Source organism: Bradyrhizobium sp. MOS002, from assembly GCF_003020115.1.
Classification (GTDB): Bacteria; Pseudomonadota; Alphaproteobacteria; order Rhizobiales; family Xanthobacteraceae; genus Bradyrhizobium.
This window is the reverse complement of record NZ_PYFX01000014.1, coordinates 39,171-57,102: the sequence shown is the minus strand read 5'-3', so window position 1 is coordinate 57,102 and position 17,932 is coordinate 39,171. Positions and strand designations below refer to the sequence as shown.

The 17,932-nt window shown below is 55.3% G+C and carries 11 protein-coding genes and 1 pseudogene; 8 read left to right on the top strand and 4 right to left on the bottom strand.

What is annotated here, in order from left to right:
- Nucleotides 1–170: 170 nt before the first annotated feature.
- The 5 genes from C7G41_RS28820 (at nt 171) to rfbB (ending at nt 7,051) form a co-directional block, all read left to right on the top strand.
- Entirely contained in the window at nt 171–836 is a 666-nt protein-coding gene (locus C7G41_RS28820; RefSeq protein ID WP_306768064.1) for a ParB/Srx family N-terminal domain-containing protein, read from the top strand.
- Between the two features lie 620 nt (nt 837–1,456).
- Nucleotides 1,457–1,735 carry a hypothetical protein gene (locus C7G41_RS28810; protein WP_245446743.1) on the top strand — a complete coding sequence of 93 codons (279 nt, stop codon included), beginning with the start codon at nt 1,457–1,459 and terminating at the stop codon, nt 1,733–1,735.
- A gap of 1,161 nt (nt 1,736–2,896) precedes the next feature.
- Nucleotides 2,897–4,393 carry an undecaprenyl-phosphate glucose phosphotransferase gene (locus C7G41_RS28805; RefSeq protein ID WP_106945688.1) on the top strand — a complete coding sequence of 499 codons (1,497 nt, stop codon included), beginning with the start codon at nt 2,897–2,899 and terminating at the stop codon, nt 4,391–4,393.
- Nucleotides 4,394–4,598: 205 nt separating this feature from the next.
- Nucleotides 4,599–5,909, top strand: a complete 1,311-nt coding sequence (locus C7G41_RS28800; protein WP_106945687.1) for a WcaI family glycosyltransferase — start codon at nt 4,599–4,601, stop codon at nt 5,907–5,909.
- A 62-nt stretch (nt 5,910–5,971) separates the two neighbouring features.
- On the top strand, nt 5,972–7,051 hold the full coding sequence (gene rfbB, locus C7G41_RS28795; protein WP_106945686.1) for a dTDP-glucose 4,6-dehydratase: 1,080 nt from the start codon (nt 5,972–5,974) through the stop codon (nt 7,049–7,051).
- Nucleotides 7,052–7,101: 50 nt separating this feature from the next.
- Here the strand turns inward: rfbB and C7G41_RS28790 are convergent.
- Nucleotides 7,102–7,991 (bottom strand): annotated as a pseudogene (locus C7G41_RS28790) (transposase); the annotation flags it as partial.
- 380 nt (nt 7,992–8,371) lie between these two features.
- Between C7G41_RS28790 and C7G41_RS28785 the strand changes: the two are divergent.
- The gene (locus C7G41_RS28785; protein WP_106945685.1) at nt 8,372–11,191 is read left to right on the top strand and encodes an Ig-like domain-containing protein; all 2,820 of its coding nucleotides are present in this window, start codon (nt 8,372–8,374) and stop codon (nt 11,189–11,191) included.
- Nucleotides 11,192–11,419: 228 nt separating this feature from the next.
- Here the strand turns inward: C7G41_RS28785 and C7G41_RS28780 are convergent, their stop codons facing one another.
- From C7G41_RS28780 to C7G41_RS28770, 3 genes are read right to left on the bottom strand one after another with little or no spacing between them, the layout of a single operon-like run.
- Nucleotides 11,420–12,484, bottom strand: a complete 1,065-nt coding sequence (locus tag C7G41_RS28780) for a hypothetical protein (protein WP_106945684.1) — start codon at nt 12,482–12,484, stop codon at nt 11,420–11,422.
- On the bottom strand, nt 12,484–14,067 hold the full coding sequence (locus C7G41_RS28775) for a GMC oxidoreductase (RefSeq protein ID WP_106945683.1): 1,584 nt from the start codon (nt 14,065–14,067) through the stop codon (nt 12,484–12,486). Before C7G41_RS28775 ends, C7G41_RS28780 begins: the two co-directional genes overlap by 1 nt.
- A complete protein-coding gene (locus tag C7G41_RS28770) occupies nt 14,057–14,896 on the bottom strand; it encodes an aldo/keto reductase (protein ID WP_306768063.1) in 840 nt (279 codons plus the stop codon). The genes C7G41_RS28775 and C7G41_RS28770 overlap by 11 nt, the downstream gene beginning before the upstream one ends.
- A 270-nt stretch (nt 14,897–15,166) precedes the next feature.
- Between C7G41_RS28770 and C7G41_RS28765 the strand changes: the two genes are divergently transcribed.
- Together C7G41_RS28765 and C7G41_RS39065 are read left to right on the top strand one after the other, a co-directional pair.
- Nucleotides 15,167–16,492 carry a DegT/DnrJ/EryC1/StrS family aminotransferase gene (locus tag C7G41_RS28765; protein ID WP_106945681.1) on the top strand — a complete coding sequence of 442 codons (1,326 nt, stop codon included), beginning with the start codon at nt 15,167–15,169 and terminating at the stop codon, nt 16,490–16,492.
- 630 nt (nt 16,493–17,122) lie between these two features.
- Nucleotides 17,123–17,920 carry an ATP-grasp domain-containing protein gene (locus tag C7G41_RS39065; RefSeq protein WP_158268044.1) on the top strand — a complete coding sequence of 266 codons (798 nt, stop codon included), beginning with the start codon at nt 17,123–17,125 and terminating at the stop codon, nt 17,918–17,920.
- Nucleotides 17,921–17,932: the final 12 nt, after the last annotated feature.

Here is a 17,932-nt window from a genome sequence, read left to right as displayed (position 1 = left end):
CAGAGAACCTTTCGATTGCGCAAATCGTCTTGGCTGCTCCTGATTCACGGCCCGGCGCACCAAATTTTTTTGGCGAACCGGCGAAATTGGTGAATAACCCGCGCGCAAACTACCCGAGGGAAATGTTCGAGCGATCAACTTCAGGTTATTTGAGTGCTTATGAATGAACCATTGTCTATCGCTGCGCTCTCGCAGCTATCCCTCACCTATCGTCCCATCGACCAGCTCGTGCCCGATCGCACAATGCCCGGACTCATCCAAAACGCCAGATCGAGCAGCTCAAGGCGTCCATCAAGGAGTTCGGATTCACCAATCCCGTCCTCGCCAATCCGGACGGGAACATCATCGCCGGCCACGGCCGGCTTCAGGCCGCCACGTCGATGGGCCTTCCACAAGTCCCAACGATCCTCCTGTCCGGCCTATCGGAGACGCAAAAGCGCGCGCTGCGGATCGCGGACAACAAAATCGCCCTCAACGCCGGGTGGGATCTGGAAATCCTCCAGCAAGAGCTGGGCGAACTCGCCTCGATCGAGCTCGACATCGATCCTACGCTCACCGGCCTTTCAACCGGCGAGATCGTTTCCCTTCTCTCGAAATCTGTCGAGACGGACGAAGTCATTCTGCCCCTTCCCGTCACGCCGCGCACCAAACCAGGCGACATCTGGAGTCTGGGCGAGCACCGCATCGGATGTGGCGATGCCCGAGACGCCGCATTCCTAAGACGAGTGATCGGAGATGGCGCCCGTGCCGACGCCGCCGACACTCGCATTCGTGCCGAAAACCTCGCGCCGCGACCTGACGCTGGGGCGTGCCCCAGCGTCAGCCGCGAGCGATGACGGCAAGCTCGGAAGGATGAGCAACCGAGGCAGGCCGATGGCCTGCCCTTTGCTCGACCGGGATTGTGATCAGCCTTTGACGCGGACGACGGGCTCAACTTCGACGACTGGTTCGACAGCACCGCCGTAGCACCTCAGGTCCATCCAGGGCCCACCCCAGTATGTCCCGCCATTCCATCCACCGCCCACATAGGGTCCGCCGCACAGCAGATCGTACGACCGTTCCCGATAGTAGCCAGCATAACGAGCATGACGCGAGACGCTCCTGCGGGCGGGAACCGCGAGCTCTGCGGCGGAGGCTGTTTCAATTCCTAAGGACAGATTGTCTGCTGCTGTGCGCTGGACCGAGAACGGGGCACCACACAAGACGGCCGTAAGGACGACCGTGCCGATAATGACTGACTTCTTCATGAGCATCTCCAACTAGGCCTGCCAAAACCGGCAAAATCTCTTCCGCTCTGCGGCAAACGAAAGACAACGCTTCGCGTCGGAAAATAATAGTCTGTTTTTCAGCACGCCGCACCTGCCAACTTTCGCCGCAGGGATCGGTTGGCTCACGGCCATGGACAGTTCTGTCCCATGCCGCTAGCTTTTAGCCGGCTCGCTATGGATAGGATCAAATGGATTCGCTGATCTACGCGCGTTTGAGCGCCCTCATCCTAGCTTTCGGCGCGGTCACGGTGACTGGCATTACCATTGCGTCGGCGGCGCCAACAGCGGAAGTCGCCAAGCGCTGCCTTCACTATGCTTACATTGTCCACCCATTCAAACGACCGGGCGCCGTGCCTATGAGCCCGGATCGGCAGAGCTATTTTAAGGATTGCCTGTCAAAGAATGGCGAGGTGCCAGACCCATCGCCCGCGACCAAGAAGTCGGACTCGGGCTCGCAAAAGAGCTGATGATCACTTGGGGCGAGCCGAATTGGAATGCACGGGCCGAATGCGCCGCAGGCGAACGTTGGGCTGCTGCTGCGGATACGACCGATAAACGTTGGGTACCGGCTGGCTGACAGCGGGCCCTACTCTCGGGCGAACCGGGTAAACCATTCCAGATGCCGCAGGGCCATCATTGGTCCCCCCCGTCCCCGCCTGTGAGAATGCTTGGTCCGCAACGGCAGTTGCGGCGGTCACCAGAAGAAAGACGAATAGCACCAAGCGCATCATTTCACCCTCGATCCCGCGTCAATGCTTCCCGCCGGATCAGGTTCCAATATGCACGAACTCTGCGTTCAACGAACGAGGTTAAACGAGGTCCGCCTCTCGCCGTATGATCGCTTTCGCGTAAGCAAGCGCCAGCCGACGAAGCAATTGATCCCGCCCCAGACCGCCACAATTCCCCAAAAGATTGCGCCCACAGCTGTCCCCCTTGGCCCCAGCACTTTTTGGTAACCTGGACGATTGAGCAGTGATCGTGGCATTTCAACGCGCGATGAGCCGCGTTGCGCAGTGGCGGGTGGAATAGCAGCCGTTCAATTCAAAGCGCCGCTGGTGCCGGTAAGCCGGCTTCGCATTGCCCCAGGCCGGAAGCAGGTGACTCACGAAGACAAAGCCTAGCAGCCGCGCGATGGTTGCGAGCGACCTACCCGACTCCGAGCCGACGTTCAAATTAGCGGCAGACCCTAACGCGACGGACCTTGACACCATACCGCGTCTGGACCTCGACGTACCGAATGCAGGGCCCCCATCCTGTGTAGCCGTAGGGGTAAGGCCGCCCAAAGAACGAGACGTCCAGAACGTCGCTCCTCTCGCTCGTCACGACAGGAGCTATGGGTCCGAGCGCGTAGACAGAACTTGCGCTTGTAAGTACGGCCAGCGCCAAGCCACACCCAATGCCAAACTTGCGAACCATTCTCGCCCCCCACTTACCGTGTGCTAACCCGAACTTAAGCTGACATCATCTCACAGGATTCTCTGCAAAAGTCCATCGGCGCTCGATGGCGCGGTATGATGGTAGCGATCGTGGTTTCCCTGGAGACTTGTACGTTCGGACGGAAGTCTGGTACCAATAAGGGCTATTTTTAGACAAGTTATTGTTCTGATCGGGCACCGAGAAAGTGTTTTATGAGTAAAGCGCCGCGGTTGTCGCAGGCTGTTTCAGAAGCTCCGCAAGTATTGCCCGCTCCGGGGCCTGGTGACGCGGCATCGCCGCGAACACAGCGCCGACTGCTGAGCCCCGAACTGGTCGAGGCTGGAGTTGCTGCCATAGACGTGCTGCTGATCGTTGCGGCCGGGCTCCTGTTCAGCTCAGCTTATTATTCGATCACGGGCAGCGCTTCCAACGCGATGCCGTATGGTGGCATGGGCCTCATCGTTGCTGCCAATTTCGTGGCAATCATGGTCGCCCGACGGAACTATCGCCTGAAGGACTTGGTGCTTTTTTCAAGGCAAGCCCGAGAAGTCATTTTCATCTGGTTCGGTCTGTGCGGCCTTCTCGCGGTAGTCGCCTTTACGATGAAGATCAGCAGTGAATTTTCTCGCGGCGCGGTGATGCTGTTCTTGGCGGGAAGCCTGGGAGCACTTCTCGGCTGGCGCCAGATCGTCGCAAACTACATTGCGCAATCACTCCAGAATGGCCTCTTTGCACAAAAACGGATCATCGTGATCGCAGAAGAAGGGCAGAGCAGTTCGTGCCATGCCTTGCTCGAGCTTCTTTGTTACGGTTACGCACCCGTTCGAACCTTTGAGATCTCGAAAGGGGAACTCACATCGCCTGGAGTTACCGCTTCGCTTCGCTACAAACTTGCAGATGTACTCCAGCTTGCCAGGAGCGAACAGATCCAAGACGTTTACCTTGTCATCGGGTGGCACAATGAGAGGACTATCGACGGAGTCCTGACTGCCTTGTCGGCGCTTCCCATTTCGGTCCACCTCCTACCCGATCAACGTGCTGCGCGGTTCTTAAGTTACCGTAACACCTACGTCGGAAATGCCTGGACCGCATTGCTGCAGCGGGCCCCGCTTACTCGCTCCGAACTTGCCGCAAAGCGCAGCTTCGATGTCGTGCTTGCGTCGATTGGAATCATCATTGTTCTGCCTTTGCTGCTGATCGCAGCACTCTTGCTGAAGCTTGATTCACGCGGCCCCATTCTCTTCCGGCAGAGACGCAATGGTTTCAATGGGAAGACCTTTGAAATTCTAAAATTGAGAACGATGCACGTTGAGGAAGATGGCAGCAACATAAAACAGGCAACCAAGAACGATCCACGAGTCACCCGCGCGGGTCGATGGCTCAGAAAATCCAGCATCGACGAGTTGCCGCAGCTGTTCAATGTGATACGCGGCGACATGTCTCTTGTAGGCCCGCGTCCCCACGCTGTCTCTCACAATTCCGAGTATGAGCAGCGGATCGCGAACTACGCTTTTCGGCATCACGTCAAACCAGGTCTGAGTGGTTGGGCCCAAGTCAATGGCTACCGCGGTGAGACCCGCCACATTGATCAGATGAAGCATCGCGTTCAGCACGATCTTTGGTACGTCAACAATTGGAGCCCATGGCTCGACCTCAAGATCCTCTTGCGAACGATAATCGTGACCCTTCGGGAGCCAAACGCCTACTGAACCTCGAGCGGGCGCTGGTTACGTTAAGGTTGATATTGCGCTTTCCTCGAATCGTCGATCGCCCCTTGATAGAGTCAAGCTGATCAACCGGACCCGCAGCGTCAATACCACTACGGGATTTGCCTGGGTTTCCACGTTCTTTCGGCTTGGCAGGGTGAATTTGGTTTCTTTTTGGTCCCTTTGATGGGGCATCGGAGTTTTCCTCATGCGCATCCTGGTGGTTGGTATCAACTACGCTCCCGACCTGATTGGCGTAGCGAAGTACACCACTGAGCTGTGCGAGGCGCTGGCATCATTCGGCCATGAGGTGCGCGTCATTACTGCTCCTCCATATTACCCGGCGTGGAAGATTCCTTCCAGCTTCCGCGGCCTGCACTACGGCCACGAGCTGATAAACGGCGTTTCCGTTACCCGTTCACCAATCTACGTTCCGCAAAATCCAACCGGACCTAAGCGGCTTCTGCACCACCTATCATTTGCGATGACGAGCGCGTGGCCGGTCGCAGTGTCCGCGCTCCGCAAGTCTCCCGATATCGTTTTGTCGGTAGCACCATCTCTTATGTCGGCCGCATTTCCAGCGTGGATCGGGCGTCGCACTGGTGCACTTACTTGGCTACATCTACAAGACTTTGAAGTTGATGCAGCTTTTGACCTTGGCCTTCTAAGCAACCGCCTTTTACGAAAGCCCATGATTGCAGTAGAGCAACGAATTCTGAAGTCCTTTGATCATTTGTCGACGATTTCCCCTCAAATGGCGCATAGGCTCACTGCGAAGACTTCCAACAGCACGATATGGGAACTGCGCAACTGGACGGACACAAGCCAAATTGCGAACGCCGGATACAGTTCACAACTTAGGGACGAGTTGGGGCTCGCCGACTCCCACTTCGTCGCCCTCTATGCCGGCACAATGTCAAATAAGCAGGGTTTGGAGTTAATTGTCGAAGCCGCTCGGACACTTAGCCAATCAGCTCCGAATGTTAGATTTGTTTTGAGCGGAGCAGGGCCGGAACGAATTAATCTACAGCAACTTGCCGTCGGTTTGCGCAACATTCAGTTTCTCGATCTCCAGCCCGATTTAAGATTCGCTCAATTGCTGAAAACGGCTGACGTGCACCTTATTCCGCAGAGAGCCGAGGCCGCCGATCTCGTCCTCCCGTCCAAACTCGGGGGGATACTTGCGTCCGGAAAGCCTGTCATCGTTATGGCCGAGCCCGGGACGGGTCTGGCCGACGAGATTGAGAGCGCGGGTATCCGAATCGCTCCGGGCGACTCGATCGCGCTAGCTGCAACGATAAACTGGCTCGCACAACATCCTAGCCTTTGCTCTACACTAGGGGACGGAGCCAAGGCCACAGCCCTAGCACGGTGGGATAAGCATACGATCTTAAAAGGGCTGATGGATCGACTCGAAATGTTGAGCAGTACGCGAGGACGCAGACTTGATGATGAGCCTGGCATACTGCCCCGCAAAGGCCCGATCCGCGATGGGCTTAGCAGCAATATTACAAAGTAAACTTGGAATGTTCACGCTTTAGGGCATACTTCGCTCGCTCTCGGCAAGGCATCACCCCTGAAATGACCAAACGCATCCTCGTCACCGGCGGCTGTGGATTTATTGGCTCCGCGCTAATCCGCCAGCTAATCGCCGAGTCGGACAGCTTCGTCACGAATATCGACAAGCTCACATACGCAGCTGATCCAACCTCTCTATCTACTGCGTCTGACTCCCCGCGATATCGTTTCGAGCAGGTTGATATCTGCAATGGTGAAGATATCACCCGGGCCATTGCAAACTGTGGTCCGGATTTAATTGTCCATCTCGCTGCTGAAACCCACGTTGATCGCTCTATCGACGGCCCTGCTCCATTTGTTACAACGAACGTCTTTGGCACTTTTCAACTATTAGAGAGTTGCCACGCATATTGGACCACTCTGCCCTCTGAACAGCAACGGAGATTTCGGTTCCATCATGTTTCCACCGATGAAGTATTCGGATCTCTTAGCGAAGAGGGGCTGTTCTCAGAAAACAGTTCTTACCGACCCAATTCACCATACGCCGCGAGCAAAGCTTCGTCCGATCATTTTGTCCGAGCGTGGCATACAACATTTGGGTTGCCTGTCCTCATTTCGAGTTGCTCCAATAACTACGGTCCTTCTCAATTCCCAGAAAAGTTAATCCCATTAACTATCTTGTCAGCATTAAGAGGGCGCAAAATTCCCATTTATGGTGATGGACGCAATGTCCGCGATTGGCTCCACGTCGATGATCATTGCCGCGCGCTCAGGCTAATTCAGGAAAGTGGTACTATTGGACACTCCTACAACATAGGCGCGCGCAACGAGAGAACGAACCTTGATGTCGTTCTTGGAATCTGCGCAATACTTGATCAGATATGTCCACGTCAGGACAAAACCAGCTACGGCGAGCAAATCTCGTTTGTGCCGGACCGGCCGGGCCACGATCGACGGTACGCGATTGATCCGTCTAAAATGGAGCAAGAACTCGGTTGGCGGCCGAAAGAGGCGTTTGAAAGCGGCTTGCTGAAAACGGTGCGGTGGTACTTGGAAAATGTAAACTGGTGTGAACGTATTGAAGCCACGCGGTACAAGGGTGAACGTCTAGGTCTCACGACCAAGTCACAGTTCGCAGGATAGGAAACCGGACAGCTTGTGGCCACAAGAAGTCGTCCGTTGAGAAGGCGAATTGAGCGGGGCTGGACCGGCCAGCACGCGCATAGTCGGACCAGGAACAGGCACAAGAGTTCTCTGAGCCAGGCTAGGATGGGGCGGAAGTTGTGGCCGAGGGCTGAGAGGATGACGTTGGCGGCGTCTCCGGCACGGCCTTTGAGGTAGCAGCGACCGAGGTGACCTTCGGTCTTCATGTGGCCGATGATGGGCTCGATGGCGGAGCGGCGGCGCAGCTCGCGCTTGATGACGCCGAAGGCGCCGCGCTTTTGGCCGGAGATGAAGACGCGATTGTGGATTTTGAGCATCGTGGCCGCGGTATCCCTTGTCGACATAGGCCCGCTCGATCGGACATCCGGTGAGCGTCTCGGTCCGGTCGATGACGTTCCGCAAGGTGTGACCTCGTAGGGATTTTCGGGCAGCGAGCTGGCATGCGGGAAGGTGATGGCCTTCGGCTGCACCGTGGTGTCGACCGTGACGCGCTTGAGGTCCTGGCTGCGTAAGGCGCCGGCTTCGTGCGCCACCCGCAGGCTTCCGGGCAGCAGCAGCTCCAGCTTGTCGCGCAGCCGCTTGCGCCAATGGCTCAGGTCCGAGCGTTCGTGCGGGAAAGCGTGCCGGAAAAACTCTTCGCCGGTGAAGAACTGGAAATAAGGGTCGTGGACCCAGCGCTCGCACACCCCCTCATCGGACAGCCCGTAAATATGCTTGAGCAACAACAGCCCGATCATGAAGCGGGTCTCGATCCCCGGCCGGCCGTTCTCGCTGTAGAGCGGCGCGATCTCGCCGTCGATCCAGTCCCAATCGATCTTGCCGGCAAGCAGAACCAACTCGTGCTTCAGATTGATGATTTGGTCCAGCCGCGCCCGGAACAGATCGTTCGATCCCGTCGTCTTGGCTTCTTCGGCCGCATCGTTCCCTCCGATGCACACAGAAACATGGTCCGCAGGGAAAGGGAATCCAAAAGCGAAATTGCAGGGTTTGGCGGCTTCAACCTCCCATTCCCTGCAATCTCAAACCGCCTCGAATCCGAAAAAGAGACTCCTGCTCAATCGCTTAGAACCTTGTTCACGGACGACTAAGAAGCCACTTGTGATCCCAGACCACTCGCTTAGTCAATTATCGGTCGAGATTCGTTCTCATATGCTCCTCTAAACTTAAGAAGAATATTGGCACACACTTATAACTAAAATTCTAACGTCTTCCGCGCTCTATTCTTCAATCCGCTCTCCTATCATTCATGCACGAGATCGAAAGCCGTGCACTTGAACTGGGAACGAGCGGAGAGAAAAGTTGCGACGATCTGCAAGATCCTCAGACGCAGCGATCGTTAGCCCGACGATCACTTCAGTTTCGCCGGACACTAACATCTCAGGCGACGGAATTACGGACGCTAACTTCTTAATCTGTAGTGGGACCGCTGCACCTAACACGCAACTGAGTATCTTCGACGGAGCCATCCTACTCGGTCCTGCGACTTCGAACGCGACAGGGCTCTGGACGTTCACGACCGGACTTCTAGTTGACGGCGTTCATAACGTATCTGCAACAGTGACTTCGACAAGCGCAAGCTCAAATGTCGAAAAGATCGTCGTAGACGCTGCAGCGCCGATCGCGCCAACTATTACTCATGAGAATATTCTACAAACCAATCAGGCAGCGCTTTCCGGTACGTCTGAGGCTAACTCGAAACTGATCATTTACGACGATACGGTGCAACTCGGCACGACGATGACAGACAGCAGCGGCGCGTGGACCTTTACTGCGAGTCCATTGACCGTTGGCCCTCACACCTTCACCGCCACCGCGATGGATCTAGCTGGCAATGTTAGCGCGGCCTCGTCCCCCATACACCAACAGGTTATAGCCATAGCTCAAGTCTCAGCGCTCCCGATCACCGAGCCCGACCCAGCAGCTACAGCAAACTACAACAAACTGGTATTTGACGATGAGTTCAACTCATACAGTTCGATCGATATGTCGAATTCGCAAACGTCCAGTTCGAACTGGTACCTCTCGCGATGGTTTTGGCACGGAACAGATGCTACAGACAGTTCCGACGTTTCTATAGTGAACGGAGTCCTTCAACTAGGGGGCGCAGGAGACAACGGCAACGTCAATTTAGTGTCGGGATTTGACAATTCGAGCGGCGGCTTTACTGGAAATAGCTTCGCAAATGGCGCCTACTTTGAAGCAAGCATTCGCTACGATCCCTCCTTGAGTCCTAATGCGGCTCATTTTCCTGCCTTCTTCGCGCTTCCAACCGACATTCTTGTCGACCCATACGCGCAAAAAGGAATTAGCCAGTGGACCGGTCAACCGACTGGCTACACCCACTTCGTAGAAGTTGATTTCATGGAGAGCATGATTCCCGGTGGGGCAGCATACGACCCGACCGACGTCACCACGTTATACCAAGGGAATGTCCACGACTTCTCCGGCACTTGGGGCTCTTCTGGCTTTTCAGACAACATAAAAAACGCACTAAATGATGTTTTTCAGCTCAACTCGGTGAATTGGAATACCTTTCATACCTACGGGCTCTTGTGGGTACCGCAATCAGGTACCACACCCGGTCATGTGACTTGGTTTTTCGACGGTGAGGCCATGGCGTCTATCTATTGGCTCGGACCGGCGGTTTCGCCCAATCTTTCGGGCGCATTCACCGGGTCCTTTACTCCTTCTTCTCCCGACCAAGCCGCCACGACATATTCAGTTCTCGACAGCCAGAGCATGGCGATTTCGCTGCAAGCTGATCCGAACTGGCCAATGTACGTCGACTGGGTAAGAGTTTGGCAGAATAGCTCGAGTCCGACGTCCTCTGCGATTTCGGCGCCAATTATCACGTCGTACTCACCTGACAGCGGCGCAGTGGGTGACGGCATCACCAACGCAAAGATTATTGTTTTGAACGGCACTGCCGGGGCCAATACCGTTGAGTTGATTTACGATGGCTCGAACTGGCTCGGCTCGGCAACTGCAGACGCAAGCGGAGCCTGGAAATTCGCCACGACCAGTCTCACGGATGGTAGTCATACTATCAGCGCAGTGAGCACCGATACCGCCGGTCATATCAGTGCGACTTCTGCGGCGCTTATTTTTAGAGTTGATGCATTTGCGCCAACGATACAACTAGCGCTTTCTCAAGATACCGGTCCGTCATCCCACGATGTCATTACCTCGAGCGCTCAAATCACCGGTTCCGGCGATCCAAATGCCGCCGTGAGCTTCTCAGTGGATGGCCATGCTGCATCAAGCTCCGTTATGGCAAACTCCGCTGGGATTTGGACATGTTCGCTAACCGGCCTTCAAGATGGTACTCATACGATCCTCGCAAGCGAAGTTGATATTGCGGGAAACACGGGAACTGCTTCACTTACATTTACGCTAGATACGGTGGCGCCGAGCGTGACCATTGGCGCGGCGACTCTTTCAAACGGCAACATGACGTTGATGGGCACCGCGGCGGAAACAGGCGATCGGATCGCGATTTACGACGGCAACACTTTATGCGGAACAACCATCGCCGGAACCGAGGGCAAATGGACATTCACAACCATCAACGCTTCTGCGTCGCACTCCTATAGCGTGACGGCGACGGATATAGCTGGAAACGTTGGAAGCGGTAGCAACGAGGCTCTTATCGGCAGTAACAAAGGTGACGTACTGGTGGGCAGCTCGGGGAATGATATTCTGCTAAGCAACGGCGGGAATGTTAGTTTCACTGGACGAGCCGGCGCAGATTCTCTCTTCGCGGGTGATGGTAACGATACCTTCATCTACTCGGGGCTCGACGATTCAACTGCATCTAGCCACGATACAATTTTCAATTTTGATCACGTCCACGATACGATACTTTTTTCCGGCATCGCTGGGATTGCCGTCATCCACGGCGTTCCGGCGTTCCAGGGTCAGCTTAGCGGCTCGACAAATTTAAGCCTGCAAGCGCACAATATTGGTTATGTGGAGGTAGGCGGAAACACCGAAGTTGTCATCAATACGACGAATGCAACTGAAGTGATTACGGCTTCGGATGTCCAGTCCGCTAACATGATGATCGTGCTAACGGGAATCCACTTAGGATTGACCGGCAGTGACTTTCACCTCGTTTGACTCCAAGCGACGTGACGCCAAGCGGACCTCTGCGTTGGCAAGAGTGGAACCATGTCACGGGTGAGGCGACGTCTAAGTCGCTCGTCGCGGCTTGCAGCAGCAACATAACATAATTGGCTGCTCGTCCGGCGAGCGCGATAGCTACACTCAGTGGGCGTGTTTTGGTTCGCCACTCGGCAGCCCACGAGCCGACGCATCGCCTGGCGCCTAGACAAACCAAACTGGCCATTAACGTTGCTGCCACACTTTTACATACTTGACGCTCATGGGAGCCTGCTCGTTCGCTTGCAGAACAATAATGAATTTAGTAAAATCGGTTATGCTGTAGACGCTGTCACCGGTGGGGGGAGTGGGAACATCCTCTGGGCTTGAATATGCTGTCCAGAAAACTGGCTCCCCAATCGGAGCGCCATCATAGTACGCCTGGACAAAGCTCTTGCGCGCTGCGCTTCCTACAGACCACCGCGCACCGTAGCGGTGCCATCCTCTGATGTCGGTAACTCGCATGAGCGCACTGCCAGCGTTATTTGATATCCCGCACCAGCTGCTATCCGGGCAAGTCACTCCCTTGATGCCGTACCAATCGTGCATGATCTGCCAAAAGTAGTGATACTTCGCTGAGTCGCCTCGCCAGAGAAGTTTCAATAACCCCTGATCGCTTCGATGATTCCAAAATCCGTACTCCATGAAATCGATCTCGGCGAAATGCTGGTACCCGGCCGGCCGGCCGGGCGCCTGATCAGTCTTGCTCGCGACTTGCCAGGACAGGCCGTAAAATGCCGGCCAACTCCGGTTCTCCACAAAAACTTTGTCCGGGTCGAACCACAGCATGGCCTCAAAGTACGCCCCTCCACTCCATCCCTGCCCGACCAACTGGGTCTTCTCACGCCCCGTTCCGGTCGCCGTCGAGATGTTATCACGAATGGTAATGCCTTCACTGTCGAACGACAGGGCTTCTGGAAGCGTCGGATGTCCCCAGTAAAAGTCGTCCATATACCACTTGTAGCCGGGTCGGCCAGTGTTTCTCAGGTCAACCGTTGAAGGGTCTGAAAAGTCATCGGAAAATACGAGCGCATAGCCCGATTTCTCAGGGGCGCTTGCATCAAACTCGGTCTGGCGCTCCCCTGCTGCCACGTCGTGAGGCCATCCGTACAAGTGCGTCGAAACAGCACAAGCGAGGACCAGTGCGACAACGACTGCGATCAACTTAGATTGCACGAATCTCTCGTCTTTTTTCATCCGCTCGCCTAACACTCCTGCAAATACCCTGTGATCAATCGGCGAAAATTTCATCACTGAACGCGCCGCGATTGTTGAATAAGCCTGTCCGCGGCGCGAAGCGCCGCCATCATCAACATCATGGTCGGATTTGCTCCACCCCCGGTCGGAAAGATGGCTGTTGAGATCACGCTGAGGTTGCTTACACCGAAAGTTCGAAATTCAGGATCGACGACACCACGGCTCGCGTCCGCTCCCATGCGTATCGTTCCTCCAGGATGAAAGATGCCACCGCCGAGCTTCAAGGAGGTTCTTAACTCATCCTCCGTAGTCCTCAATTCAACCTGGGCCAAATGAGACAGGCTTCCCCGGTTCCATGTGACTACGAAAGCTTTCGTTAGCGCGTACGCATTACGTCCGTCATTCTCAGAGACGTGCCAATGAAGGGTTGCGAGCGGACAGCCGAATTCATCGAGTCGCTTTTGGGACAAACTGATCCGGTTCTCTGCGCGCGGTTCTTGTTCGATCACGGTATGAACGTCCAACTCGGCACCCTCCGGGAAGAGCAAGCGCTTTTCCACAAAGCGCCACCATGCCGCTTTCAACAACCATGGCGCTCCACGAGCAAGATCCATCATCTCGGAAGCGGTTGGCGTACCCCCCTTTTGGAGCTTCCGATAAACCCGACGGACAGCATCGAAGCCGCCGGGCCTCGTTTCCGAAAAGGCAATATGCAGGAAGCCAGCCGGATATCCTTGCCGGTGACGTAAATCTGCAGTGGGCTCAAAACGCAGATTTCGCATCGTGGAACCTTCGAAGCGAAAGCCGACCAACCGATTGAGAGCCTTCTTCCGCATACCCGTAAGCCTTGCCGTCGGCGACGAGAGATGATCATAAAAATAGCGTCCCAGCATATTATGCGGAGCAAAAATACGATTGTCATGCTGCCGGTCCGCCAAAAGCAATAGGCGGGTGCTTTCGATCGCCCCTGCCGTAATGACCGTCTCGCGCGCTGTCACCTCGAGCGCATTGCCATTCCTGCTCTGCAATCTGGTGCGGATGAACCTGCTTGCCGGATCAAAATGGAACTCCGTTGCCGTGGCATTCAGCCAAATGATTGGCCCCTTTTCGGAACGGATGTCATTCGCCAAGAGATTGGCAACGTTCCGATGTCGAAATGCCGGCCACTTTGCTAGACGGCCCATGAATGAAGAGGGCGCCCCCGTTGCATCAAGCAGGAGATCCGGAAAATCATACTCGCCGCTATTCAAACCGAACATGCGCTCGAGTTCGGCCTGATAGGACGTTAGCGCATCCAGCTTGATCGGCCACTCGATGTCCCACCCCGCGCTGTGAGGATCGAGGTCAACTTCCTGAAAGGGTAACATAGCTCCACCCCAGCGTGTTGAAGTCCCTCCGAGGCAGCGAAACCGTCCATGTTCGGCTCCAAGATACGTATCCCCAAGCTGCTCCACCTGGTTGAACGGATGCTTCTCCTCCTCCTGAGTACGGCCACCAGATTCAGCGACCAACACGCGAATCCCGTTTTGCGCGAGACGCGTTGCAACCAACAGGCCGGCAATGCCGGCACCAATCACCAAGACGTCGGCTGATCTCTCGTCGAGCGCAACTATGGAGCCGGACAGATCACGAATCACGAGGCAACATCAAACACGGAGAAGAATCGGTCTCGCAAATGGACAGCGAGATTTCGGCATATTGTCTAAGTCTCCGCACCTTGCGGGTACTTATTATGACGGTGCCCGTGGCGTTTCTGCGTAGAGACGCCGCGAGAACTGCTGGCACATCCATCAAGCCGGCGCGCTTCGCGGCGCTTACGTATCCATAAGTGATCTGCATTGGCCTGCTGTATTCGGTAAGAATGTTCGCCTCCTGCCCCGCTATACTATCCAACGTTTGAACGACCGGAGCCAAAGGACACGCGCGAGAGATAAAGGGTCGAAGGCGATCCGCATGCACTGCAATCCCGAAATATCTGACACGATCGCGTTCACTTTCCAGCCACGCAAGCCATTCTTCGGTATTGAGCAAGCTGAGTTCTGGTTCGTGAAGCAGATAGAGATCAACGAATTCGCGGCCCAACCTTCTTAGGCTTGCGGTGAGCGCCACTTTAGCGCGCGTGACCGTCCAATCCACCATCGGTCGAGAGAGAGAGGGCAGCACCTTCCCTGCGGCTTTGCGAAGGAGCACGAGCGCGTCTGATTGGGCTTCGCCTCCTGGAGAGTAGATTCCGACTTTCGTGGCCACCGTAATGTCAGGATGAGCGCGCATGAGCGGCCTAAGGTCAGACTCGGCTGTCCCAAATCCATAGTACGGTGCCGTGTCATAATGCGTGAAGCCGTTGTCATAGGCAGCAGCAAGAAGATCAGCCCGCATCTTGGATGTGCCAGCATTAAACAAGCCAGCAGTCCCAAACGAAAACCGGGAAACGAACAATTCAGTGCCCGGTAGCCGTACACGCCTCATAAACCGCCCCACCACAACCTTGAGTCTGGACATTGAGCGACAGCACGGTAACATGATGAGGCTTCAGCTAGGCCATCTCCATTTACTTCGGATGTTTGGGGAGAGGGCCATGACATTCGTTACATCTCCGTAAAAAGACCGCGCCTGCCTTAACACAACAATTAACCACGGATTGAAAATCTCCTTGTAAGTTAAGAGTTGTAACTATTTGATATGTATATGACATTAGCCCAAGTTTGACAATGAGTCTATGAGGTTCGGTGAAGTCCAGTGGCCCAGCAAAAAATAGTATTGGCCCATGAACTGGAGGCTGGGGCCAAGCAAATTAGTAAGCCAGCCTTGTCGGCTATAACTACTCGCGTAAAAGCAGAGCCGGCCATCCACAGCATTGCAAAGCAGCGCATCACTCCCATCTCCTATCGATCATTATTACGGACTGGAACGATACGGGACGAGCAGCGCTTTCTGACCAAGGTCGGCGAGCGACTTGGACACACTGCCAGTGCAATTCCCGTTGGGCGAGCGCGAAGCGGAATTTACCTCCTCGCCAACATCGCGGTTCGTGGCAAACGCCGAAAGGTTTTGATGTCACCATTCACGATACCTGATGTCGTGACCATGGTGGTGCTCGCCGGTGCGATTCCGGTGTTTTACGATTTCCAGGCGCGCAGCACGGCTTGCAGCTTGGATAGTCTTGAGGAATTGATCGACAACGAGACGGCGTGCGTGATCCTAACGCACTATCACGTCAATGAGATCCACCTTTCACAGATCGCACAGATTTGCCGTGCTTACGGCGCGTACCTTTTTGACGACTGCGCGCTCGTCTTCGGCGGCACAATTGATGGCCATCCGATCGGCACGGTCACTGACGCCAGCGTGTTCAGCCTATCTTATTTTAAGTTGGTCAACTTCTTCTGGGGTGGGCTCATCACGACGAGAAATCCTGATATCGCCCAGCGATTGACGGGCATTGTCAACAGTTGGCCGAGACTAGGTCCCCTGGACTATATCAAGCCAGCCAAAGCTTGCTTGACATATGACGCTGCCAGCAGGCCGGCTCTTTTTAACGCGATCATCTTTCCCCGCATCCAGGGGGAGGTCCAAAGAACATCCATCGCCAAAAGCCTCGAGCCGATCAGAATCGAGACCAGTGACCTCAATCCTACGCTCACAGCGCGCCCATCGTATGCCGCCTTCGGCGAGTGGACGGCCAAGGTCGGTGAAGTTGATCTTCGACTCGCTATGCGCCGCAAGATAGTCGATATTTACCGACGTAGGCTGGGGCATCGCATGATTGGAGCCGACACCCCATCTTCGGTCCTTGGCGAATCCAGCTTCATGAACTTCCCCGTATTCGTTCCTTCGGAGCGTTGCAACGAAATCGCCCGTGCAATGATTTTGGCCGGATACGACGTTGGGCGCACGCTATATCCAAATGCGCACAGGCACCCTAGGTATAATTCAATCCAGGGGCGGACCGAAAACGTAGATCGTATGGTCTCGTCGACCATCTATCTCCCTACTCATTTTGGCGTGTCGGAGCAATACGCTGAAGATATTAGCACGCGCTTGGCGGCTGAGATTGCCGACTAAATGGCAGAGCGCACCCACCGTCTCGCGGGCCAAAGTTTCTCGGTCCATGGTCGTCGACGTTGTCCGAAATCAGCAGCGGTTGCGTCTGCACGACGACTGTCACTGCGGCGCTAACCATCCATGGTGCTCGCCGATGCTTCATCATGCACGTCGCTTGTGACTTTCTAGACGTCGAGATAAACGGGCTTTGGAGGTGAAATTGCTCACTAGCGATTTCTCGGGCGACGCGGGAGTTCCGGTGCCGAGTTGCCATGGTCCCTATGGTTCAGTATTGAAGGGTCCATTGCTGGCGCGGCATCAAGCCCGTCGCCCGATGAACTTTTGAATGGACCGGATTTCTGTACTTGTGCCGGACGCTGATGCGTGGGCTACTCTCCTCGTAGCCCACTGCTTGGCCGCCAATAAACAAGTCGATCTCCACGGGCTCTCCGGACGCCCCTCCTCCGCGTTCCGGCGTTCCAGGTTCTTTTCCACTTTCGAGTGTATGACAGAGTTCACCCTGGATTCATGGCTCGATCGCATGGCGCAAATTGTCTCGAAGCGGAAGATTGATATCGTACTCCCGGTGTCGGACTTTGCGATCCGATCACTCGCGGAAAATACCTTGGATTTTGGTGCAGAATCGTTCAATTGCCGTCTCCTTGCGCATTTGACACTGCGACGAACAAGGCTTCCCTCGCCAACTTCCTCTCGCTCCACAAGCTACCACATCCTCCGACAATCGTTGCGAGGTCCGGCACTCCGCCTTACGATCATCTATCGAGCCTTACCTTTCCGGTTCTTGCCAAGCCCCCCCTTTCAACAGGCGGAAACGGCATCATAAGTTTCGATACGCCAGACGCTCTCGATGCTTTTCTAAACAACGAACCGGAGGGACAGCAATGGGTGCTCCAATCATTCGTCCGCGGGCACGACCTGAACGTCAACGTGCTCTGCGAGCAGGGACAGATTCTTGTCTCGACAGAACAGCACGAGATTGCTCCTGCGCGCGTCCCATTTCGACCCGCCGCTGGCATCCAATTTTGCCGATGTCCGTCTGCCATGAAGGTCGCGGAAAACCTCATGCGCCGGCTTGGCTGGTCAGGCGTTGCCAATATTGATATGCGATATGATGCCGCAAATGATGCGCTGCTCATCCTGGAAGTTAACGGGAGATACTGGGGATCTCTGCTTGGATCCCTCCGCGCGGGCGTCAATTTCCCGCAGCTGGCCTGCGCACACCGGTTAGGATTGAGACAATCGATGCCAGTACCCCGGGAGGTTCGCTATTTTGGGGGCAAGCGCAGCATGTTCCTGGCGACAGTAGGCGGCGGACAACAGCGGGTGAGACTAAACGAGACGTTTCTGCCCTACTTCCTGCAAGACCCGCTTCCTTTTGCGTCACGTTTTCTGCACACTCTATGTCACCCCATAGCACGTAAGGCATAACGGTATCGCGGA